Origin of the sequence: Streptomyces sp. NPDC088252, assembly GCF_044740965.1 — a bacterium.
Lineage (GTDB): Bacteria > Actinomycetota > Actinomycetes > Streptomycetales > Streptomycetaceae > Streptomyces.
This window is the reverse complement of the sequence record NZ_JBIURS010000034.1, coordinates 1-22,861: the sequence shown is the minus strand read 5'-3', so window position 1 is coordinate 22,861 and position 22,861 is coordinate 1. Positions and strand designations below refer to the sequence as shown.

The window sequence follows — 22,861 nt, the reverse complement described above, 5'->3', positions numbered from 1 at the left end:
TGCCGGGTACCCGGGGTACCCGCCACCTCTCCACTCCCCCGCACCACGCTGCTGCCGGGTACCCGGGGTACCCACCACCGTCGGCCGCGGCCCGGCACCGGGTACCCGGGGTACCCGGACCTCACACCGCCCTCCTGCCGGGTACCCGGGGTACCCGCCGCCGTCTAAATCTGACGCCGGGTACCCCGGGTACCCGCCGCTGTCGAGATCTGGCGCCGGGTACCCGGGGTACCCGCCACCTCTCCACTCCCCCGCACCACGCTGCTGCCGGGTACCCGGGGTACCCACCACCGTCGGCCGCGGCCCGGCGCTGGGTACCCGGGGTACCCGCCGCCGTCTGAATCTGACGCCGGGTACCCGGGGTACCCGGCACCCAACGCATTAGATGTGGCCCGCCAAGGCGCACTGGGTATGACAGAGGCCCGACGCTCCACTCAAGCGTCGGGCCTCTATCCTCTTCGCCTTGATTCTCAGCCTGTGGCAGTCTCGGCCATGTCGATCCCGAACTCGGCGCACAGCTCGCGCGCTACCTTCATGAACTCTATGGCTGCTTCCCTCGCCTTCGCCTCGTCAGTCGCCCACAGCGAGACAATCGCTTGCTTTGCCTGAATCACCCGGTCGCTCTCGGCTTCGTTGGCCGCAGCAGCAGCAGGCTGCGCCACGACTTTGGCCTTCTGCTCAACGGGCTCAGCGAAGCCGAGGAAGGCCGCAGCCTCCTGGAGGTTCTTCTGCGTGATCTTCTTGCGAGATGCCTCCGACCACACTTGTCTCACCGCATCGGCGCCGAAGGACTCATAGACCGGACACAGCGGGCGGAGGTGTTTCTCTACGAGTTCCATCGAAGTCACGGACTCGAGGGCCATTACCACTGGCACCGCTCGAATGATCTTGTTCGCGTAGTTCTTTCCGAACCCGAAGCGTGCCTTCATCAGCGCATCGAAGTCTGGGAGGCCAACGGTCTTCCAGAGCGACTCCTCCTTGATGGCGAGGAAGTTCTGCCCCTGAACGATGATCTTCTGCTGTTTGACGCGCTGCTCGTTCGCGCGGGCCGCCATCTCTGCTTGGGCAATGCCCCTCGCGTAGTGAGCCAGGCGCTCTTTCGGATCCTCGCTCTCCGGGCGCGTGAAGGGATGGATCTCAACATAGCCATTCCGGTCACGATTGGCCGGTAGGTGTACCAGACCGTCGCCATCGTCACCAGTCAACAGCAGTTCCGTCGGCCCCTCGCTGGCCTCCGCGTCAAGAGCGGAGGCCAGCGTGGCAGCCGTTGGTGCCGCGGTCTCCACGGCCTCCGTAGCTGCACTCGGCGCTCGAACTCCCGCCGATGCCTCTGAACTTGCGCCACCTTCCTCGATTGCTGCTCCCTCGCGAGCAGCCTTCTGGGTGGCCTCCCACTCCGCACGAATCTCTTCGCGTGTACGCACTGGTGGAACGGCGCCGCCTTCGGGCCGGCCTGCCGTGCTGCCCTTCGGCAGGGATTTGGGACGGTACTTGCTCATGCCGCCAGCTCCTTGGCGAGTTTCCTCATGGTTTCAGCTTGCGGGCAGTCAGGCGCAAACTGGAACAGCGGGATCTCATAGTCCGACGACTCACGCCCCTCGATGCTGTCCCTGAGTTCCGCCAGCACGATGGGGGAGTCGAGGGTGTTCCACTCGTCGTAGAACCCGCGGGTCACAGTGCCCTTACGTGCGTCGTACGCGTTAATGATGAAGCCGAGTTGGTCGACTTCGATCATCATGTTCTTGCACGTCGTCTCGATCTGTCCCTTGAGCAGGTTGTACGCGCGGAAGGACGACCTGTCGGACCAGACCGGGATCAGGATCCCTGAGTGATCCGTGAGCTCTCCGGAACGACGGTGGACGTAGTCGATGGCGAGCTCCATGCCCAGCCCCAGGTTCGGAGGGCCGTCGAGCACCACCACGTCGTAGTCGGCCTCGACCGGCTCAAGGGCACGCCGGAGGCAGGTGTCGCGCCCGGCTGGCATCGTCGCGAGTGCGGCGTCCATGAGGAAGGCGTCCTCAAATGCCGGCAGTATGTGCAGGCGCCCGTCGAACATCGGACCCGGGTTGATCTCGCACCCCTCCATCGGGACTTCCTCAAGCGCGATGATCGAACGACGCAAGTGCTGGGTTGCCTTCCCAATCATGTGCTGAAGAAGGCTGTCGCCGCCCGTAGGCAGCTCGGCAACCTGCAGGCGCGCAGACAGATGTCCCTGCGGGTCGTAGTCGACGAGCAGCACCTTGAGGCCGAGTTCGGCGAGGGCTTGGGCAAGCGCAGCTGCAATGAACGTCTTGCCCACGCCTCCCTTCTGGTTGCCCACGAGGATTCGCTTGACGGGCTGGCGAACCACCCGTTCGACGGGAGAGCGGTGGCGGAGAAGCCAGAGGGTGATGGCCTGGGCGATGCCCTGAACCTTGGTCACCTTTCGAGCCTCACACTCGTGCTCGAATCGCTCGACACCGCCGGCAGGGACGTACGAGGCCCAGGACTTGGCGCCCTTCACCTCAACCTTCTCGGCGCTTGGCGTCTCGTACCAAAGGTGTAGCGCTCGGACGATCGCGTCGGACACGTTCAGGCCGTGCTCGGCAGCCCGAATCTTGAGGTCGCGCCGCATCTCTGGCATGACATTCGCGATGAGCTTTTCAGTGCCTGAATCGCTGTTAGAGATGGTCATAGCGGGCAACTTATCAGTCACCGATATGTCAGTGGGGAAAGATGCGGCGTGTACCCAAGATGATCATGTTTCCGCCGAGGCAGTTGCTCCGGACGGGCGACTGGCGGCGGGACTACTGAAGTTCTCGCATTGTCGTCGCGCGGTGACTGATGGTGATCCCTGCGGTAGGCCGACACGATGCGGTATACGGAGGGTGAGGGCCTGACTGCTGACCGACGGCGTTTCGTGAACCGGTGCGGCTAGGAGCTGACGGGCGGTTCGCGGCGGGTGAGAAGACCGCGCTGATCGCGAAGGAGTTGCGGGTGAGTGAGCGTTCGGTGGAACGCTGGCGTCGAGCTTGGCGGGAGGGGGGCCGGAGGCCCTGCGTTCCGCTGGGCCGACGAGGGTGCCAAGGATCTCGGATGCCCAATTTGCGGTGCTGGAGGAGGAACTGGGCAAGGGCCCGGCCACCCATGGCTTCGAAGATCAGCGGAGGACCTGGGCCAGGTTCAGGCTGTAATCGCCCGCCGTTTCCGGGTGAGTGTGTCGGCGGCGACTTGTGGCGGCCGCTGAAAAAGTATGGCTGGTCACGGCAGGCGCCGGCTCGCAGGGCTATGGAACAGGACGAACATGCGATGGAGTTGTGGCCGCGGGTAAAGGCACCGCGGCGGCGCCCGACGCCTGGATCCTCTTCGAGGACGAGGCCGGGTTTGCGATAACGCCGTCCCGTGCACACACCTGGGGCTGCCGTGGCCACACTCCTCTCGTCAGGGTCCGCGGCGGATCCCCCCGCCGGATCTCCGTTGCCGCCCTGTGCTGCTGCAAGCCGGGCGAGAAGAGCGGCCTGATCTACCGGCCCCGATTCCACCTGCCGTCCAAAGGCGCCCGCAAAGGCTTTGCCTGGACCGACCGCTGCGACCTGCTGGTCCGCGCGCACATCCAGCTCGGCGGATCGTGGTGGTCCGGGACAACCTCAATACCCATCGCACAGCCGGCATGAAGAAGTACGTGTCCGAACACAATTGGCTCACCGTCTTCCGGCTGCCCTCGTATGCTCCCGACCTCAACCCGTCGAGAGCGTCTGGTCACTTCTTCGACGCGGCCCGACGGCGAACACCGCCTTCGAGGACCCGAACCACCTCACCCGAACGCTCCGCCAAGGCCTGAGGCACATCCAACTCCAGCATCACCTCATCAACGGATGCCTGGCAGGGGCCGGACTGACGCTCACAACACCGACCCCACCCTGAAAACCTCAGTAACTGCACGCATTACAGGGTGTGCACCTTGATGTGGCTTGCGGGCAGCGGGGTTTGGGAACCGGCATACCGGCGAGCGCCTTACCCTTCGGCACCGCCTGGTGAGGTTCCGTGCCGTCGTCAAGGCCATGCGTGGGCTCCCGGAGGTTCTGAGCACGGCGAGGCCACGCCACTGAGTGTCTTCGCAGCCAAAAATGCGCGTCGAATTGAACAACAGAATTTCATCAGGAAACTCAAAAGTGAGCCCAGATTGCCTACTTATTTTGGCGGCGAGTCTGCACATCGAATCTCGATTTTGCACGACAGTTTCGCCGACTAAATGAGCAATTCAGAGACAGATTTCGGGCCCCTCTCGGGTGCGCTCAATAGGCACCACGCCTGCCCTTCAAACCCCAGCGCCGCAGGTCAGGGAGAGTGTAAGGTGGCGATCAGCTATTCAGATCTCGAGATTCCAGAATTCCGAAACGCACCACAGAAATGACTCGGGGCGGTCTCGTTATTCAGCTCAAACATCTCGCCCTGATTGATCGTCACAAGTGCGGCGGAACATCCGCCTGAACCTGGCTGAGGAGGAGCTATGCGTGCACTGGCTTCCTCCGCGCTGCGAGAAGCCACGCTTGAGACGGCAATCAGAGCAACGCGCTCCACCTGCTTCTTCCCACCACCAACCAGCCGTCACAAGAGGCACCGGCCGGACTTCATCCACAGGTCGACTCCTGCAGGGTGGCCCGGAACGCGAACAGGCTCGGGATCTGCGGTCCCGAGCCGTCCGCACTGCGTGAAGGGGGTGTTGGTCAGCCAGATCGCCAGCTGAATGCCAGTGTCGCCCGGGTCCGTCTCTCGTGCTTGCCGTAGCCAGTCGGACCGCGGCGACAGTGCCCCTTCCCTCCTCGATTATGGAGCAGATCATCGCTGTCCGTACGAGGGCTGGCTCAGTCATGCCGAAAACGGCTGATCGAGTGGCTCGTTCCAAGCATTCTGGTTCGTCCTGGCGTCGTGACGCGGGCGCGGGCGACGTTGTTGAGTTAGCGGGTCCGGTTCCCGAATCGGGTCCTGGTGACCCGCTGGTGTTGAACCGGGCGATGCAGGCCCGGCTGTATGCCGCGGTGCGGTGCCTCCTGGCCGACAAGTCCCTTGAGGGCGTGCCGGATTCGGTGCGTCTGGCGGCGGTAGTGTTGTTGGCGAAGGCGCCGGCGCGCAGCGCGGTGTTGCGTCTTCGGGCGCGGGAGATGGGGCGGTGGCTCGGGTTCTCCGAGTCGTACGTCGACCACAAGGTGCTGCCCGCGATGCGCGAGGCCGGCGTGGTGGAGACCGACGCGCTGACCGATGAGTCCGGTCGGGTGACGGGGCTGGAGTGGAAGCTTCTTCCGTTGCTCGCCGCGCGCGAGAGCGGTGACCCGAAACACCCGCTCGCCCTGGCCCGCAAGGACTTGGCGACGCTTCTTCGGTTCTGCGAAGCGTTGTTCGCCCCGGGCTGGGCGCCGGTCGACGGTCCGGTGACGCCGCCGGGACTGCTCGCGGCCCGGCGAGGGAGGGGCGCGGCAACGGACCGGCTCGCTCTGCTGCTCCTGGCGCTACAGACCCGGACGGACGGGCGTGTTCGCCTGGTCGGCGGCTCGGTGAAGGACGGCCGGGGGCGCGCGGACGCCACGGTGGCGAAGGCGCTGGGGTGTTCCGTCTCCGGCGGCAGCAAGGTTGTCAATCGCCTGGAGCGCTGGGAGCTGGTGGAGGTGGTCCGCGGGACGACGGAGACGGGGCAATTCGGCAAGGGCCGGCTAATGGTTCCGGCCATCGCGTCCGCGTATGGGCGCGGCAGGGCGCCACTCGCCGTCGTCGCGGAGCCAGAGGGCCCCGAGGCGTGTCCGTCGTGTGCGCAGGGTTCAGTTCACGGTGAGGACGGGGTGCCCGGCGAGGGCCTGGTGCTGTCGGGGGAGGGTTGGGAGCAGGAGTCGTTCGACGATGTCGAGGTTTTCCAGCGCCCCGTTGCTGCACCCGGGGATCTTGACTCGGAGCGGGAGGCGGAAGGGCCGGGAGTCAACGGGGGACAGGCCCCTGCGAAGGAGCCGGAGTCCGATGTGGTGGAGCGCCCCGCTGGTGCATGCCTCCACGCCCACCACTCGCCGGTGGTTTCTCTCTCTGGTTCTCTCTCGCTCTCTGGTGGGTTTTCCGGCGAAGCCGATCCTGGGTGTGGTGGTGTGCTGAAGCGCGCGAGCGCCCGCGAGGACGAGTGGGACCACACCGATGCAACCACGGCTGCGGCCGATCGGGGGCTGAGCGGCCCGCTTCGCGGGGAACAGCAGCAGGAAGCCGCTGCTGAGTCTGGCCAGTCGGCCGAGCCGCGCTCGTTGAAGGGCTCGGCAGAGCCGACAGGAGCGGTGGTGTTCGTGCGGCCGACACCGTTGCCGACGGGTCTGGAGTCGGTGCTCGCGCCGGTGCGGTCGGTGTGGGAGCGCATTGGCCGGTCTGCTGCCCGGCGCCATGTCGCCGCAGCGGTGCGGGTCCAGCTAGGCGTGCTGCGGGGGATCGTCGGCCCGCAGGAGGCCTCGCAGGTACTTGCCGAGCGGCTCGAGCGGCGGCTCGATCAGCAGATGGGCCGCCTGATCACCGATCCGGTGGGCTGGATTTTGGGCCGCGGCCTGGTCCAGCGGGCGTGGTGCTGGTCGCAGCTGTGCGACGAGGGTCGGCGGATGGACACCGGCGCCGACTGCCCCAGCTGCCGGGTCCTGATCGGTGACCGGCGTGGGCTGCGTGCGAGGATCGCCACCGAGACTGCCCGCGAACTGGCCGGGGCGGCACCGAAGGTGTTGCAGGCCGAGATGGAGAAGCGGCTGAACGCCGCGGTGACGTACGAGGCCGCGGCCCAGGCGGTGCGCCAGAAGCGGGCGCTCGCCGAGCAGCAGGTCCGTGCCAAGGTCGTCGAGCAGCGGCGCGCGGAGTACGCCGCTGCCGAGCAGGAGCGCCTCGCGCAGCCGTGCGCTGACTGCGGCATCCCGGACGCGAGCGGCCGGTGCCTGCTGTGCACCGAACGCCGGGCGGTGGAGCGGGCGTTGGCCGAGGCAGTCGACTTCGCGGTCATGGCCCGTGCCGACCTCGCCGACGCGGCCGCGGTCGCTGAGGCCACCCGTCGGTGCACGGCGGATACCCGAGCGCTGCTGGAGCAGCACCTGGACCGGCTGCATGCCGACGACCTCGAGGAGGGCAAGCTGTTGCTTGCCGCGCGAGAGACGGCCGAGACGCTCCGCGACCGGCGCCGCGAGAGCCTGTACGGCAGGCTGATGCGCTCGGCGGAGGCGGAGGCGGAGGCGGACAAGGCGTACGGCGCCAAGCTCTGTGCACAGCACCGGTATCCGACCCGGGCGATGGCCGAGGCGGCCGCCGAGCGTGCCGCGGACGAGGCCCTGCTGCGGGCGGTGGAGTTCTTGTTCGCCGACCGGGCCCGGCAGCTGCGGATCGCCCGGGGCGACCAGCTGGCCCGGCCTGCGGCCACCGACTGGGCAAGCCGCTGCGCCGAGCTCGCCGGCCAGGAGCTCCCCGAGGACCGAACCGTGCCGACCGGGACGCCGGTGCTGGAGGCGGTGAGTGCGGCGTGAACTTCACCGTCATCGTCCCTTGGCCGCCGTACACCGGATGGCTCTCACCGCCCGGTCCTCACCGATCGATCCAGTAGGCCGGGATGTGGTGTCCCTCCTACGACCTGGGGAAATGCCATGAGCACCAGGACACTTCCGCACCCCTGGCGCGCGCCGGGGGTGCCGGGGGTGCGGCGCCCGCTCAGCACCCGGTCGCGGCGTCTGCTTCTGGCGGACGACGTCGAGGGCCGGTACGCGGAACGGGACGATCCCGACTCCGGCTACCGGATCACCATGGCGCTCACGCTCGCGTGCTCGCAGCCTGGACGTGGAGTGGACGTCAGCCGACTTCCACCAGGCGCTGATCTACATTTCGACCTGCGGCGGCTGGTGGGCGCGCAAGCTGCGCGAGCGCAAGGGCACGCAGTACGCGGAGAACAAGCTGACCGCGATGCTGGACACAAGGCCCGCGAGTTCGCCGCCCGCCACAGCGCAATCACCGGCCTGCCCGACGCCCTGGAGAAGATCGCCGAGGTCCGCCATGCCGTGGAGAGCATCACCTGAAGTTTCCCCGTGATCTCGGACACTCGCTCTCTATGTCGCCAAGGCGTGTTCATGTAGTTGTCGGGTTTCGGCTGGGGTGGGGTAGCCGTGGACCTTGTGTTTGCGTAGACGATGGCGGTTGTAGAAGGTCTCGATGAACGCGAAGACCTCGGCGCGGGCGGTGGCCCGGTCTGGCCAGATGCGGGTGCCGATCTCTTCTTTGAGTAAAGCCCAGAAACTCTCCGCGGCGGCGTTGTCGAGGCGTGATCGGATGAGGCCGCAGCTCTGCCTCATTCCCAACTCACGTATCACGGCTGAAGCCGGCCGATCAGTGCGGTGGTCTCCGGAACCTCACTGCTCACGGTCACTTTGCCGACTTGAGCCGCGATCGGGCGGGACTGATGGAGCAGACAAACCTCTTGTTGCGCCGATTGTCCCACCTCGGCGTTCCGCCCGAGGCGGCAGGTGTCTGACGCCGGAGCGCAACGCTGTCTCCGCATAGGCTGACCCACTGGTGCCCCCGGCCAACTGATCCCTGGTCGAGGGCCTCGTGGTCCTCACTGCTCGGTTGGCCAGCCCTTCACCCGCTGGTCGATCCGCAAACTCGCCGCCTACCTGCGGAAAGCGCACGGACGTGTCATCCGCATCGGCCGTGAAGCCTTACGGTGCCTGCTCCGGCGCCGCGGCATCACCTTCCGGCGCACCAAGACCTGGAAGGAGTCACCCGACCCTGATCGCGATGCCAAGCTCGACCGGATCGAGCAGGTGCTGGACCGCTTCCCGGACCGGGTCTTCGCCCCGACGAGTTCGGGCCCCTGGGGATCCGGCCCATCGCGGGCTCCTGCTGGGCGAAGCAGGGCAAGCCCAACCGGCTGCCGGCAACCTACCGTCGCACCCACGGCGTCACCTACTTCCACGGCTGCTACTCCGTGGGCGACGACCGCCTGTGGGGCGTCAACCGCCGCCGCAAGGGCACCGCCAACACCCTGGCCACGCTCAAGTCGATCCGCGCCGCCCGACCCGACGACGCGCTCTACATCATCCTGGACAACCTCTCCTCCCACGCCGGCGCGGACATCCGCCGCTGGGCGAAGAAGAACAAGGTCGAGCTGTGCTTCACCCGGACCTACGCTTCCTGGGCCAACCCGATTGAGGCCCACTTCGGCCCGCTGCGGCAGTTCACCCTGGCCAACTCCCACCACTGCAGCCACCCCGCGCAAACCCAGGCACTGCACCGCTACCTGCGCTGGCGCACCACCAACGCCCGCCACCCCGACGTACTCGCCGCCCAACGCAAGGAACGTGCCCGCATCCGCAGCGAAAAGGGCATCCGCTGGGGCGGACGCCCCCTCAGCACCGCAGCCTGACCAACTGCGAACCGCAGCCCCCGAGCGCCGAAGGGGGCGAGTTCAGGAGAAGGACAGCGACAGAAGGATGACTCAGGAGGCGGACGGCTCGATCTCCCCCGCAAAGACGATGACCTGGTCGATGAGGCTCCGCCGCAGATGGACGACGTCCGTTCCCGCCAGGCGGGGGCCTCCATCCGGCGTGGTGAAGACCCACTGGTACCGGGCCCACTCGCCAGGCATGTCCACCGCTGAGCAGCGCACCATCGTGCCGGTCCCCGCCGGGTGGCGCCGGATGTCCAGCACGAACCGCTCGACCGCCGCGATTCCTTCGCTGCGGCCCAACGGCCCCCAGAAGACCACGTCTGAGGTCAGGGCCTGGGAGAGCAGGGCAGTCACATAGCTGTCGTCCGAGGCGTTGAACGCGGAGATGAACGTGTCGATCGCGGAGCGTGCGGTCTCTTCCTGCATGCCCCAGTAATACCAGCCGTTTCGCGTGTGCTCGTCCCGCGAGCCGCCTTCCGATCACGGTGAACCATCCCGGTCACAGCACTAGCACAGTGATCCGGTCCGGTGCTGGGGTTCAGGGAAAGATCCTCGATCCTGGGTGGGGCCTGGCTACGGTCCGGGCGTGGCGGTCGAATTCTTATCTGATGAGCAGGCTGAGGCGTAAGGAAAGTTCGCTGAGGAGCCGACGAAGCCTGAGCTGGAGCGGTTCTTCTTCCTGGATGACAAGGACCGAAAGCTGATCGCGAAGCGGCGCGGGGATCACCATCGCCTTGGCTTCGCCCTCCAGATCTGCATGGTCCGGTACATCGGGCTGTTCCTGGAGGACCCTCTGGATGTGCCGTGGCCGGTGGTGGAGCACTTGGCCGAGCAGCTGGGGATCGAGGATGTCTCCTGCGTCAAGGAGTGCACCGAGCGGCTGAAGACGGCGTACGAGCATGCGTGGGAGATCCGCGACGCGTACGGCTACCACCCGTTCGAGGACCATGCGATGGGCCGGAAGTTCCGGGCGTTCCTGCACGGGCGGGCGTGGACGGCGCAGGCGGAGGGGCCGAAGCTGGAGCGGACGTCGGAGCCGAAGCGCACGGCGATGCTCACCGCGGTGATGCGCCACCTGGAGGCGAAGGCGATCGACGACGCGCTAGACCTGTTCGAGTTGCTGATGGCGACGAGGCTGATCAACCGGGCGAAGCTGGCCACGGACAAGGAACGGCTCGACGCTGCCGCAGCTGGAGAGAGCGGCTCGGATCACGGCCAGGGTCTCGAAGGTGTTCATCGAGGAGTTGGAGCTGCTGGAGGAGACCGGCTGCGATCCGGATGTGGCCGCGCTGTGGCGGGCGCTGGAGGAGATCGCGCCCCGCGCCGAGCTGTCCAGCGCGGCGGCCACGGTGGTGAGCCTGGTGCCGGAGGACGACGACTCCGCGGAGAGCGCCATGCGTAGCGCGCTGGCGCTGCGCGACAACACAGTAAGGCCGTTCCTGTCGCTGCTGGGCGAAAACTCCATGCTCGGGGCGGCGACCGGTGGCAGGCGCGTGCTGACCGGGGTGCAGCGGCTCCCGGCTCTGGCCCGCCGGAGGGTGAGCGAGAAGCCGCTGCTCCCGCGGGAGATTGACGACAAGCTGGTGCCGCCCGCGTGGCGTAAGGCGGTGTATGCGAACGCGGAGCTGCCGGAGGGAGCAGTGGACCGGGACGCGTACGTGGTGTGCGTGCTGGAGCAGCTCTTCCGGGCGCTCAAGCGCCGCGACGTCTACGCCTCCCCCTCGCACCGCTGGTCCGACCCGCGTGCCCGCCTCTTCAGGGCAAGGAGTGGGAGGCGGTGCGTGAGGATGTCCTGGCGGGCCTGAGCCTGGATGAGGACGCCGAGCAGCATCTCAAGGACTTGGTCGAGGTGTTGGACGCAGCGTGGAAGCAGATGGCCGAGCGGCTGGAGGAGGCCGGCGCCGACGCGAAGATCAGCGTCGAGGTGCAGCCCAATGGGCAGGCGAAGCTGAACGTGGAGAAGCTCCACGCGCTGGGTGAGCCGAAGTCGCTGAACTGGCTGCGCAAACGGGTCGAGAAGATGCTCCCGGAGATCGATCTGCCGGACCTGCTGTTCGAGGTGCATGCCTGGACCGGGTTCCTCGACGCCTTTGTGCACCTGGGCGACGGCAAGACCCGCATGAAGGACCTCACCACCTCCGTGGTGGCGCTGCTGGTGAGCGAGGCGTGCAACATCGGGATGACCCCGGTCATCAACCCGAACTCCGAGGCGTTGACCCGCTCCCGTCTGGTCCACGTCGACCAGTACTACCTGCGAGCCGACACCATCGCCGCGGCGAACGCCGCCCTGATCGAGGCCCAGGCGAAGGTGCCGGTGGTCAAGTTCTGGGGCAAGGGGCTGCTCGCCTCCGTCGACGGCCTGCGCTTCGTCGTCCCCGTCCGCACGATCAACGCATCTCCGAGCCCCAAGTACTTCGCGAAGAAGAAGGGCATCACCTGGCTGAACGCGATCAATGACCAGGTCATCGGGATCGGGCAGATGGTGGTGCCCGGTACCCCGCGCGACTCGCTGTTCATCCTGGACGCTTTGCTGAACCCGGACGGTGGGGTGAACCCGGAGATGGTTGCCACTGACAACGCATCCTACTCGGACATGGTGTTCGGCATCTTCAAGATGCTCGGCTACCGCTTCTCCCCGCGTTTCAAGGACCTTCAGGACCAGCGGTTCTGGAAGGCCCAGATGCCCGGCCGGCGCCGAGACGGTGGGCGGGCACGGGCCGCTGGAGGCCGTCGCGCGCGACAAGGTGAACGTGAAGAAGGTGCTCACCGCGTGGCCGGACATGCTGCGGGTGGCCGGCTCTCTGGTCACCAACCAGGTCCGTGCCCATGACCTGCTGCGGATGTTCGGCCGCGAGGGCCACCCGACCCCGCTGGGGCAGGCGTTCGCCGAGTACGGGCACATCGCCAAGACCTTGCACCTGCTCGCCGTCGTCGACCCGGTCGACGACACCCATCGCCGCCAGATGCACAAGCAGCTCACCGTCCAGGAGTCCCGCCACAAGCTCGCCCGCGACATCTGCCACGGCAAGAAGGGCACCATCCACCAGGCTCACCGGGACGGAATGGAAGATCAACTAGGGTCACTGGGACTGGTCTTGAACGCGGTAGTCCTGTGGACGACACGCTACATCGACGCCGCCGTCGCCCAGCTGCGCGCCGAGGGCCACGACATCAGGGACGAGGGCATCGCCCGGCTGTCCCCGCTCAAGCACAAGAATCTGAACTGCCTGGGCCGCTACAGCTTCTCCGCCTCCCGGCCCGTCGATGGCTGCGGCCCCTGCGCGACCCGGACGCCGTCGACCTCGGCGATGACGACGGAGAGGAGGAGTGAGCCGGGTGCCGTCCGCACCCGCAGCGACACCGAGGACCTCGGCGCAGGGGTTCGCTGGTGAGGCTGGGGCCTTGTCGCCGGATTCGGGTCCGGCCCTCCATGGAATGCGGAACAGGAATCACGCCAGGAGGGAGCCAGGGTGTGTCCCGTAGATCAAGGTGAGGTTGACGGTGCCCTGGTAGATACGTTCTCGCTTGCGTCTGCCGACACACTGCGGGATAGGCCGGATCGCTTGCTGAGGAGCGTCAACGCGGTGATCAAGGCGAGAGCGGCGAATACGCCAGCTGCCCCAAACGCGGCGTGCTGCCCGGTGGTGAGTGCGAGCGGTGTCGGACCACCGATCGCGGACGTGCGGGCGGCGGCGACGCTGGTGCAGATGGCAGTGCCGACGGCGGTGCCGACGGCGAAGGAGGTGTCGGCGAGGCCGGCGGCCAGGCCTGAGTCCTTTTCGGTGACGCCGGTCAGCGCGGCGATCTGTGCGCATACCGTGACGGCGCCCATTCCCGCCCCGAACAAGAACAGGGCCGCCGGCAGAAGACTCATCGGGCCACCGGCCGGTATGCGGGTGAGCAGCAGGCAGCCACAACCGAGCAGGACGGTCCCGGCGGCAGCTACCCGCCCCAGGCTGAGCCTGGGCACGATCCGTTGGCTCAGCAGTGCGCCTGCGGCCGCGGTGACGGTCATCATCGCGGCCGCCAGCCCGAACTGCGCCGCCGGCCAGCCGAGCACCTGCTGCACGAAAGAGGTGAGGGTGACGAGCATGCCGTCGACGGTCATGCCGGCGATGAGCAGGAGGAGGTTGCCGCCGATGAGCATGCGCGAGCGCAGCGACTGGAAGGAAACGAGCGGGGCCACCGATCGCTTCTCTATCAGGATGAACATCCAGACCAGCACGGCCACGGCGGCCAGTAGCCCGATGCTCTGTCCATTCGCCCACCCGGATGCCGGCGCCCGGGTGATCACGTATACGAGCAGAACGAGTGCTGGGGCGATGGTCAGCGCACCAGGGATATCGAAGGAACGGGAGCGTGCCCGGTCCCGGCTTTCGCGCAGCATGGCGGGGGCGAGCACCAGCACGAGGGTCCCGACCGGGACGTTGACCCAGAACACCCACTGCCAGCCGAAGATATCGGTGATGATGCCGCCCAGTAGTAGACCGGCGGTGGCGCCGAGCCCGCCGAGGCCGCCCCAGATACCGAGCGCCTTGTTCCGCTCGATCCCTTCGGGGAAAGTGTTCATGACCATCGACAACGCGGCCGGAGCGATGATCGCGGCCGAGACGCCCTGCACCGCCCGGGCGGCCACCAGGGCCTGGATGGATGGAGCGAGCCCGCACGCCAGCGAGGCCACGACCCGCAGCACCATCCCGGCGATGAACACACGCCGACGGCCCAGCAGATCCGCAGCGCGGCCGCATAACAACAGCAGCCCGCTGAAGGCCAGCGCGTAGGCCGTCACGGTCCATTGGATGGCAGGACCGTGCAGGCGAAGGTGGCCTTCGATCGCGGGCAGAGCGGCGAGCAGGCTGGTGCCGTCCAGAATCGTCATGAAGAACGCCGTGCCCAGCAGCGCCAGCACCTGCCAACGGCGAGTCTGCGAAAGGTTGCTCGTGGTCATCACTGTTGCCCGACGCTTCGCAGCAGTTCGGCGGCGAGCGCGTCAAGCCACTTGCCGGTGCCCTGCTCCCGCCAGCTTGGTTCTTCGCGGCCGTCGAGGAAGGTGCTCTGCTCGGTGAGTAGCAGCCGGGTGCCACCACCCTCAGGGAGGAACTCCACCGTCGTCAGCGACACTGTCGCAAGGTCTTGCCCCTCGGACAGAGTGGAGGTGTAGACGATCCGCTCGTCCTGGACGATGTCGCGGTACCAGGACTCGAAAGTCAGCACCGGCCCATCGCCAGAACGGCCGCGGTTGACCTCCCGCCCACCGACGCGGAAATCAAGCTCGTGCTCGGCGTCGAGGCCGGCGAACCAGCGGGCCTTTGCTTCGGGGACGGCCCACGCGGCGAACACTGTGGCCGGTGAGGCCGCGTAGAGGCGTTCGAGGGTGAACGTGGCATGCCTGACCACGTGATCGGTCATTGTGTGCTCCCTTGATCTGGGCTGTCGCAGTGTTCGGTCAGGTAGTCGCCGAGGCGATCGAGGCGGTGTTCCCAGGCAGTGCGCTGCGCAGCGATCCAGTCCTCGGCCATTCGCAGCACACCCGGCTCGATGTGGCAGGTGCGTACCCTTCCGGCTTTCTCAGACCGGACCAGTCCGCACGCCTCCAGTACCTGTAGGTGCTGCATCACCGCTGGCAGCGACATGGCCAGCGGCCGGGCCAGCTCACTGACCGAGGCAGGCCCGCGGATCAACCGCTCAACGATGTCCCGGCGAGTCGCGTCCGCCAGCGCTTGGAACACCCGGTCCAACGAACCAGCTTGGTTAAGCATGTGCCTAACTATTCGATGCCGGCAGCGAATAGTCAAGCATTTGGTTTCGCATCCGGTGCAGCCGTCCTCGCCGTGGATATGGCCGGCCATCCAGGCGTTGACTGCCACGTTGATGATGACCGCATACAGGTCGCCGCCGGTCTGGGCCAGGGAGTCCGGCACACCAGCAAGGACCAGCGCGAGTTCGGGGTTGTCGAGCGGCGGCATCGGCGCCTCTCCCACCCCTTTCTCGGAGCTGCAGCATCGTTGGACAGGGCATCGCGTGCATGAACATCCGCCCCCCGCGGATACGCGAGCGGGCCCCGGACCACATGGTCCGGGGCCCGCGGGCTGTTCGTGGCGTGGCCTCTACAGGTCGAACTCCAGGTGCTCGATGTCCGTGAAGCGGACCTCCTCCAGGGAGCCGGCGCGGCGGCCGCCATCCTGGAAGTACACCTCCTTGAGCGCTTCGGCGGCGATCTCCCGCAGCTGCTGGTCGGTGGCGCCCTGCTCCTGGGCGTCGAAGAGGCGGGCGGCGTACTGCGGCGGCAGCGCCACCGTGAGGTGCCGGATCCGGTCCTGGTCCGTCGACCCGATCGGGGCGGTGTAGCCGAGTCGGGCACGGGTGTCGATGACGATGCCGCCGGTGCTTGCCGCTTGCTCGCGGGCCTTCGCCCGGATCTGCGGCTGCCAGCGGGCCTTCACCTCGCGCTCTATGCGGGCGGCGAGGTCGGGGCGGGGCTTCTTGATCTGGTCCTTCACGTACCGCTCGACGGTGCGCTGGGAGACCCGCAGCATCTGGGCGACCGCCTTGGTGCCCTTGAGCTGCTTGACCAGGTACCGCATCTGCGCGCCGGCCGACTTCGGGATGGGGCGGGTGAACGCCTTCTGCACCGCCTGGTCCAGGCCGTCCCCGAACATGCTCATCGCGGTCTACCTACTCTCCGTTGTCCTTGTCGGTGACGGTGCCGTCCTTGATGTACCGGGCGAGGTTGAGCTCCGGGGCGTTGAACTGCTCGCGGACGCCCTCGCCCCACAGCACGCTCTGCGTGCCCTCCCACTTGACCAGGCCGGGGTTGACCCCGAGCTTGAAGCCGCCGGGCAGCGGCTTGCCCTCCCGGTAGGGCAGGAAGTCCAGCGGTGATTCCCCGTCGGCTGCGTAGACGGCGCAGTCGGAAAGGATGGCGACCGGGTACTGCCCGGTGAACGCGGCGTGCTTGACGATCTTGCGGTGCATGTTGATCCGCGTGCGGGAGATGATCGCGGCGCGGATGTCCGGCCGCCACGTCGGGCGGGACAGCGCACGCCACGGCTCGCCGGGCCGCCACCCCTCGCCCCGGGGCCGCTCGCGCAGCTTCCCCAGGCCGCCCTTCACCGTCGCCTTGATCGCGGACACCACGATCGCCAGCTCCGGGTCACGCTGCCGGTAGCCGTCCATCGCCGCCAGGAAGTCGGCCGGTGACAGGTCCGCGTCGACGCCGAGGTCGGCCATCGTGGCGAGGTAGGCGTCGCGCAGCCGGTTGTACCAGCCGTCCAGGTAGCGGCCGTTGTCGTACCGGACGTACGCCTCGATCGGCGCGACGTCGTAGCCGAGCTCCACCGCGTAGGCGACGGTCGGCGTCGCGTACCAGGCCGGCCCCTCCGGGCGCTCACCCTTCGGCGTGAACGGGCTCGGCAACAGGCTGGCGTCCAGCTCCACCCACTCCTTGCCGAGCTTCACCCGCGACAGGTCGACATGGGAAAGGTCGACCAGCCAGGAGCCGGGCAGCTTCGGGTCGAAGACCGGCCGCTTGACGTGCGTCGGCGCGCCGAGGCCGACGATCAGCCCGTTCGTTCCGGCGGCGAAGGCCATGTTCACGTCGATGCCCACCAGGTTGCGGCGCAGGCATTCGTCGTCGGTGAGGGGCCGCGCCCAGTCGTACGCCTCCTCGAACAGCTTCTCCGCCGGGCCGCGGACGTGGAAGCGCGGCAGGTCCTTGAGGAGCGGGTGCCCGTCCGGGGCCTCGCACGGCGCGCAGTCGACCGGGTCCTTCCCCAGTGAGCCGGGGTTGTGCTCGGAGTGCCGCTTGCCGTCGGCGTCCGGCTCGGAGGCCCGGGTCGCCGGGTGCAGCGCGGTCATCAACTCCAGGCCGGTCACGGCGGTGGAGCCGCGCGGCGTCATCACCCGGGACGCGTACACGCCCAGGACCCGGGCGAGTTCCGGCGGCGGAAGCTGCCCGGCCTCGCCCCAGTGCCGGGTGTCCAGCGCCTGCCAGGACGGGATGCACAGCTGCACGCAGGCCCGCTCCGAGCCGGTGGCGGGGCGGTAGATCCGCGCCCACGGCCCGAATCCGCGCTTCGTCAGCTTCCACTCCGCGCGGGCCAGTTGCTTGATGACCTTGTGGCCCTCCGGGAGCCGCCCGGCGAGCCGCTCCTCCTCCGTGAGGGCGACGGGGAGGCCGTAGCGCTCCAGCGCGGCCTCGGTGAGCACGAGCAGCGGGTCCGCCGGCTTGCCCGGACCGGACAGCTTCGGCGCCCCGAGCTTCGCCTCCTTGAGCGTCCAGTCCACCAGGGACGGCAGGGACTTGGCGGGCACGTCCAGGACCAGGCCGCCGGTGCAATACGCCAGCACCTGCCCGTCCTCGACGTCGACGACCGCCAGCGGGCCGTTCTCGAACCGCGGGTCGGTGTCGCCCGCCGGGGTGCCGGCCGGAGCCGCCTTCCTCGCGCCCGGACGGCGCGACGTCGACGACGGCCTGGTGGTGCGCGCCGGACGCGGCGCGGCCGCCGGAACAGCGGCGACGGGAGCGGGGGCAGGGGTCTGGGTGTTCTCGGTTGCAGTCATATCCGCAGCCTCGGACGCTCGACCTGTGGACAGAGTCCCCGCTTCCGGAGTCGGGGCGGGCGCGGCGGTGAACGTGGCCGACACCGCAGCGTCCTGGACGGGCGCAGCCACGTCGGTCGGGGCGGGGTAGAGCTCCGCGAGCTTGTCCAGCAGCCGGGCGTACGCGTCCCGCTCCGGCGGCCGGGGCTCGGTCTTGCCGGACTCCCACCCGCTGACCGTGGCCCGGCGCACCTTCAGCGCGCCTGCCACCTCGTCAATCGTCAGGCCGTGCGCGGCACGCAGCCGCTTGCGCTCCGCCGGTGGCGGCAGCGTGGCGCGGGACGCAAGCAGTGCGTCGACCGCGTCGAACAACTCAGACATGGAAGACCTCCAGACCAACACTCTAGCCCATGAACCGTACAATTAGCGTACGTACGCCGTACTAATGACGTTCTTTTTGCGTACGGATGCTATGTTGACCTTGATCTGTCAACAGCTAGAGCCGTCCGGGGGTGCCTCTATGTCTTTCGTCAAGCGAGGCGTGGGGTTCTGGGTTCGTAGAAGGTTCCGTCGCGGAGCATGGAGAACAGGACGCTGATGCGATGGCGGGCGAGGCGGAGGAGAGCTTGGGTGTGGGTCTTGCCCCGGGCCCGGCAGCGGTCGTAGTAGCCGCAGGAGGCGGGGTCGTGCAGGGCGGCGAACGCTGACAGGAACATTGCACGTTTGAGCGCCAAGAGTCGTGATCACAGCTCCGACGAGGGCGACCTTGCCGCCTTCACTCAGCCCCACGAACCAATCCCGGGCGCGGCGCAGGACTGACCGTCGAGACGGTGGGGTGGTGGCTGTGGGGCCGGAGCCCGGGTTGGGCGTCGGGCTCGGATTGTTGTTGTGAGAAGGCGACGCCGAGGCCCGTGGGTTCACGCAAACTGAAGGGTTTTGGGTCGGAACTCAAGGGTCCGTCGTCGTGCCTCACGGTGCTGGTTCCGCGAGTTCGATGCCGACCCGCGACCACACGGATTCCTGGCTCTCTCAACGTGTAAGACCGTGAGCGGGCTAACCAAGAGGGCGGCTGTAACGCAGCTTGTTGAAAGAGGCCCCGCCGGTGGTGTCCACCACGGCCGCGCCATCTGGGCGCCAACCGGCTGCCTCGTAGAAGCGCCGGGCGCGTTCATTGTCTTCCAGTACCCACAGGGCAGCCTGTGGGTAGTCGGCCTGTTTGAGAGTCGCCAACGTGGCCAGCATCAACTGCTTGCCGATCCCCGTGCCCCAGACCTCGGGCAGCGTGTAGAGCGTGCCGATTTCCGCGATGCCAGGGGCCTCTTCAGACGGGCCGAAACTTGCGAACCCGACGATCCCCGTCTCGGATTCGGTTACCAACACTCCCGACGACGGCCACCGTGTCTCTGCGATACGTGACTTCCAACCGGGCTCATCGCGGCTTGCGTCCATGGCGTCGAGGTAGCGCTGTGGAACAAGACCGGCAAAGGCCACCTGCCACGATCGCACGTAGACACCAGCGACGGCCGAGGCGTCATCAAGCCCTGCCTGTCGAATCTGCATGGCCGTCATTCTTCAAGGCTCCACGAGCCGGGCCAAGTTCTTTTGTTGAGCGGGATGTTGAGTGCTCGGCTGTCTGTGCCAGCAGTGCGCGTGCCGAGTTCGCGTAGCGGATCGTGGTCTTCTCGTCCAGGCCGAAGACCTCGGCAAGGTGGAGTGGGTCGGGGCCGTGGACGAGGGCTTCTTCGAGGTGGCGGTCGACACGGAGCCGATCCAGTGTGGCGGTCTGGCCGCGAAGCGCCGCGGAGACGGAGACGCCGCTGATGGGCCCGGTCTCCAGCGCGGTCTGCTTGTTGATCAGAAGGTGCAGGTTGGCGGTGTCGGGCCAGCGGCGCCGCCGGTGGTCCAGCCAGGCGAGGGCGAGCTGCAGCGTCAGCTCGTCCAGGGGCCGGACGCGGCCGTCGATGAGCAGTCGGCGGTTGCCGATGTCGAGGTCGTCGAGGTGGAGGCGGCGGATCACGCCGGGGCGGGCGGCGTGGACGGCCGCGAGGGCGAGGACCAGCCGGTCCGCCGGCCGGGCCACCACGGCGATCGAGGACTGGACGTGCCCGGGGTCCAGTGGCTGGATGACGCCGTGCTCCTGCTGGCCGACCCGGATGCGACTGGTGGGGTTCTTGAAGATCGTGCCGTTGTTCTTCGCCCGGGTGAACAGCGACCGCAGGGCGACCAGGGTGTGCTTGCGCTGCGAGCCGTGAACGGTGCTCAGGTGGCTGAGGATGTCGTCGCGGGCGACCTCGCGCAGGTGGTCGTAGCGGCTGGACCATTCCAGCAGCACGGGCCGGATTCGGTTGAGGTAGCCCCAGACCGTGTGCACGTCCCGGGGGTGCGAGCGGGGACCGCCGTCGTGCAGGAGCCGGGCCCACGCCTCGACGTCGTGGCGGATACCGGCCGCGAGGCCGTCGAGCTTGCGCTCCAGCCACTGGTCCAACGACGAGGGCCGGTCGTCGTGGAAGATGCCGACGTCGACGTCGACTTCACCCCGCTTCGCGAGCTGGACCTGACCGCCGCCGGCCTCGACCAGGCCGCCTGAACCGTGAGGTGCCTAGCTGGTGACGCCCCTTCAGGGGGCCGGGCCGGTATACGCCAGAATCCTGCCGCTAGGGTCAGCCTCCAACACCGTGGCCTGGGCAGGTGATCCGATAGCGCTGCCGTGGGAACGGGGTATTTGACGGTTCTTGTGAGCCATCGCCGCATTTCAGAGGGACATCCGCGCTGTTCTGCCAGCGGTGAACCCCGGCCCGACCCGGCTCGACGATCACTAAAGTCCAGTCTCATGACGACGATTACAACGCGCACGGTCGAGTACCCGGCCGACGGTCTGACGATGATCGGGCACCTCGCACTCCCGGCCGGCGTCGACCGCCGACCCGCGGTGCTGGTCGGGCCAGAGGGGACGGGGCTCAGCGACGTCGAGCGCCGCCGGGCCGATGCTCTCGCCGAGCTGGGATACGTAGCGCTGGCCTTCGACCTTCACGGCGGGCGCTATTTGGGTGACCCCGAGGAGATGCTGGCCCGTTGCATGCCGCTGCTCGCCAACCCCGACCGGATGCGGGGCATCGGTCATGCGGCGCTCGACGTGTTGCGCGCCGAACCGCGGACCGACCCCGACCGGATCGCCGCCATCGGCTACGGCACCGGGGGCGCCGTCGGGCTGGAACTCGGGCGCGACGGCGTCAACCTGCGCGCGATCGGGACAGTCAACGCGCTGACCACGGGCCGACCGGGTGAGGCGGCGCGCATTCGCTGCCCGGTGTGGGCCGGGGTCGGGTCGGAAGACCCGATCATGCCGCCCGCGCAACGGGGCGCGTTCACCGCTGAGATGCAGGCCGCGGGCGTCGACTGGCGCCTCGTGGTCTACGGCGGCGCTTTGCACGCCTTCCACCACCCACCGGTCGACCACACCGTGCGTCCCGGCGTCGGCTACCACCGACGGCACGCGCAGCGAGCCTGGCGCGACGTCGTCGACCTGCTCTCCGAGTGCCTGCCCGTGACGGAGGATCTGGTCAGTCCAAGCTCGGCCACCTGCTGACCAGCGCTTACCGGTCACTACGGCACATTTCTGGCGCGTTCCGGTCCCGTCCCTTCCTTCAATGCCGCAGGACGCCGACGACGCGCTCTCTGCCCAAGTTCGGGGCCTCCACGCAACCTTCAAGGTGACGAGGTGGTGCCGACCCACTTGGCAGGAGCTCGGGAACGTCGCAAGCCCGCAGATGAGTCGCCGCCGTGATCAGTTCAACAACGGAAGGCATCCTCGGTTCCACCGACAGGCCAGACATCGGTGTTTCATAGGTGGTCACTCATGAAACACCCGGCCGGGCGGTCGTCCACCTGCGGCGATCATGTTTCATGAGTTGTTGCAAGCAACTGGACACCTGAAACACCCTCATGAAACAGTCCGGGGTCGTGAGCGACGACTTCAAGCGTGTGGAATCGCACGACTGCCCGATGTCCACCTGCGCCGCCCCGGCGGGCTCCCCGTGCCGGACCGGGAAGGGCAGGGTGGCGATCCAGTACCACACCACCCGCTTCCGCCTCGTGCCCCGACTCGCCAAGGCCCTGAGCGTGCCGACTCCCACCGTACGCAAGCCGGGCTCGGCGTGGACCGAACTACCCCGGCCCGTGCGCGCCGGCGCCGAACCGGTCGGACACGTCCGCCTCGGCTACGCCCGCGCCTCGACCGCCCGGCAGTCCCTGGACGCACAGCTTGACTCGCTCGGCGAGGCCGGGGTCACCCGGGTCTTCTCGGAGGAGATCTCCACCCGCGCCACCAAGCGCCCCGAGTTGGAGGCCGCCGTGAAGCTCGCCGGGGAGATCCGCTCCTCCGGTGTCGCCGTCACCCTCGTCGTGCACGAGCACAAGCGGCTCGGCCGCGGCATCGAACTCGCCATGCTCGCCGAGGAGCTGAAGGCGAGCGACGTCGGCCTGGAGTTCCTCACCGGAGAACTGAAGGGCTCACACGACCCGTCGGGCATCGTGTTCACCGTGCTCGCGGCCATGTCCGGCATGGAGCGCGAGTACATCCGCGACCGCACCCTCGAAGGCCACGAGTCCGCGCGGAAGCGTGGCAAGACCATCGGCGGCGCCGGGGTCACCGACGACGACATGCTGTCCATGGCGCTGCACCTGCGCGACCAGGAGATGAGCCTGCGCGACATCGCTAAGCGCCTCGTCATCACCACCGGCGCGAAGAAGGGGCAGCACCCCTCGCCCGCCACCGTCATGAGGATGCTGCGCAAGCACGACGAGCAGACGACCCCGGCCGTGACGGCCCGTTCGGCCGCTGGGACGACGATGCCCAGCTGTCCGGGGCGGACGGGGCCGACGCGGATGACCATGTCCCGCACGCCC

At 67.9% G+C, this 22,861-nt stretch carries 18 protein-coding genes and 3 pseudogenes; 9 read left to right on the top strand and 12 right to left on the bottom strand.

The genetic code is table 11. The features are described from left to right. Positions 1-470: 470 nt before the first annotated feature. Together ACIOHC_RS39260 and ACIOHC_RS39255 are read right to left on the bottom strand one after the other, a co-directional pair. Positions 471-1,499, bottom strand: a complete 1,029-nt coding sequence (locus ACIOHC_RS39260) for a hypothetical protein (RefSeq protein WP_351087018.1) — start codon at positions 1,497-1,499, stop codon at positions 471-473. Then, complete coding sequence (locus tag ACIOHC_RS39255; RefSeq protein ID WP_351087020.1) at positions 1,496-2,674, bottom strand: ParA family protein; 1,179 nt, start codon at positions 2,672-2,674, stop codon at positions 1,496-1,498. Before ACIOHC_RS39255 ends, ACIOHC_RS39260 begins: the two co-directional genes overlap by 4 nt. Positions 2,675-2,907: 233 nt before the next feature. Between ACIOHC_RS39255 and ACIOHC_RS39250 the strand changes: the two genes are divergently transcribed. The 4 genes from ACIOHC_RS39250 to ACIOHC_RS39235 all read left to right on the top strand — a co-directional run bounded on the left by ACIOHC_RS39250 (position 2,908) and on the right by ACIOHC_RS39235 (position 8,045). Continuing rightward, positions 2,908-3,372: a helix-turn-helix domain-containing protein gene (locus ACIOHC_RS39250; RefSeq protein WP_389637984.1), complete on the top strand. Its 465-nt coding sequence runs from the start codon at positions 2,908-2,910 to the stop codon at positions 3,370-3,372. A gap of 94 nt (positions 3,373-3,466) precedes the next feature. Next, entirely contained in the window at positions 3,467-3,820 is a 354-nt protein-coding gene (locus tag ACIOHC_RS39245) for a transposase (RefSeq protein ID WP_351087024.1), read from the top strand. Positions 3,821-4,808: 988 nt separating this feature from the next. Next, positions 4,809-7,502, top strand: coding sequence for a hypothetical protein (locus ACIOHC_RS39240; protein ID WP_351087026.1), 2,694 nt, complete (start codon positions 4,809-4,811; stop codon positions 7,500-7,502). A 117-nt stretch (positions 7,503-7,619) separates the two neighbouring features. Next, complete coding sequence (locus ACIOHC_RS39235; RefSeq protein WP_351087028.1) at positions 7,620-8,045, top strand: hypothetical protein; 426 nt, start codon at positions 7,620-7,622, stop codon at positions 8,043-8,045. A gap of 30 nt (positions 8,046-8,075) precedes the next feature. Here the strand turns inward: ACIOHC_RS39235 and ACIOHC_RS39230 are convergent, their stop codons facing one another. After that, positions 8,076-8,318 (bottom strand): hypothetical protein, encoded by a 243-nt coding sequence (locus tag ACIOHC_RS39230; RefSeq protein ID WP_401846337.1) that lies wholly within the window; start codon positions 8,316-8,318, stop codon positions 8,076-8,078. Positions 8,319-8,591: 273 nt separating this feature from the next. Here ACIOHC_RS39230 and ACIOHC_RS39225 point away from each other — a divergent pair. Further along, positions 8,592-9,391: pseudogene (locus tag ACIOHC_RS39225) on the top strand (IS630 family transposase); the annotation flags it as partial. 72 nt (positions 9,392-9,463) lie between these two features. Here the strand turns inward: ACIOHC_RS39225 and ACIOHC_RS39220 are convergent. Further along, positions 9,464-9,841: a nuclear transport factor 2 family protein gene (locus tag ACIOHC_RS39220; protein WP_030278697.1), complete on the bottom strand. Its 378-nt coding sequence runs from the start codon at positions 9,839-9,841 to the stop codon at positions 9,464-9,466. 160 nt (positions 9,842-10,001) lie between these two features. Between ACIOHC_RS39220 and ACIOHC_RS39215 the strand changes: the two are divergent. Then, positions 10,002-12,746: pseudogene (locus ACIOHC_RS39215) on the top strand (Tn3 family transposase). A 153-nt stretch (positions 12,747-12,899) separates the two neighbouring features. Here the strand turns inward: ACIOHC_RS39215 and ACIOHC_RS39210 are convergent. From ACIOHC_RS39210 to ACIOHC_RS39175, 8 genes and pseudogenes are all read right to left on the bottom strand, one after another. After that, entirely contained in the window at positions 12,900-14,363 is a 1,464-nt protein-coding gene (locus tag ACIOHC_RS39210) for an MFS transporter (protein WP_401846335.1), read from the bottom strand. Then, positions 14,363-14,824, bottom strand: coding sequence for an SRPBCC family protein (locus tag ACIOHC_RS39205; protein WP_351086946.1), 462 nt, complete (start codon positions 14,822-14,824; stop codon positions 14,363-14,365). Before ACIOHC_RS39205 ends, ACIOHC_RS39210 begins: the two co-directional genes overlap by 1 nt. Further along, positions 14,821-15,381, bottom strand: coding sequence for a metalloregulator ArsR/SmtB family transcription factor (locus ACIOHC_RS39200; protein WP_365694613.1), 561 nt, complete (start codon positions 15,379-15,381; stop codon positions 14,821-14,823). Before ACIOHC_RS39200 ends, ACIOHC_RS39205 begins: the two co-directional genes overlap by 4 nt. A 141-nt stretch (positions 15,382-15,522) precedes the next feature. After that, positions 15,523-16,080 (bottom strand): telomere-protecting terminal protein Tpg, encoded by a 558-nt coding sequence (tpg, locus tag ACIOHC_RS39195; protein ID WP_351086943.1) that lies wholly within the window; start codon positions 16,078-16,080, stop codon positions 15,523-15,525. 10 nt (positions 16,081-16,090) lie between these two features. Beyond that, on the bottom strand, positions 16,091-18,337 hold the full coding sequence (gene tap, locus ACIOHC_RS39190; RefSeq protein WP_401846333.1) for a telomere-associated protein Tap: 2,247 nt from the start codon (positions 18,335-18,337) through the stop codon (positions 16,091-16,093). A 149-nt stretch (positions 18,338-18,486) separates the two neighbouring features. Further along, positions 18,487-18,684, bottom strand: a pseudogene (locus ACIOHC_RS39185) (IS110 family transposase); the annotation flags it as partial. 325 nt (positions 18,685-19,009) lie between these two features. Further along, complete coding sequence (locus ACIOHC_RS39180; RefSeq protein WP_351086939.1) at positions 19,010-19,516, bottom strand: GNAT family N-acetyltransferase; 507 nt, start codon at positions 19,514-19,516, stop codon at positions 19,010-19,012. Beyond that, positions 19,491-20,327 (bottom strand): hypothetical protein, encoded by an 837-nt coding sequence (locus ACIOHC_RS39175; protein ID WP_401846331.1) that lies wholly within the window; start codon positions 20,325-20,327, stop codon positions 19,491-19,493. The genes ACIOHC_RS39180 and ACIOHC_RS39175 overlap by 26 nt, the downstream gene beginning before the upstream one ends. Before the next feature lie 30 nt (positions 20,328-20,357). Between ACIOHC_RS39175 and ACIOHC_RS39170 the strand changes: the two genes are divergently transcribed. From ACIOHC_RS39170 to ACIOHC_RS39160, 3 genes are all read left to right on the top strand, one after another. Further along, entirely contained in the window at positions 20,358-20,543 is a 186-nt protein-coding gene (locus ACIOHC_RS39170; protein ID WP_401846329.1) for a hypothetical protein, read from the top strand. A gap of 243 nt (positions 20,544-20,786) precedes the next feature. Continuing rightward, positions 20,787-21,542: a dienelactone hydrolase family protein gene (locus tag ACIOHC_RS39165; protein WP_389638655.1), complete on the top strand. Its 756-nt coding sequence runs from the start codon at positions 20,787-20,789 to the stop codon at positions 21,540-21,542. Between the two features lie 374 nt (positions 21,543-21,916). After that, positions 21,917-22,861: recombinase family protein (locus tag ACIOHC_RS39160; RefSeq protein WP_401846326.1), on the top strand; the 945-nt coding region annotated here is incomplete at its 3' end.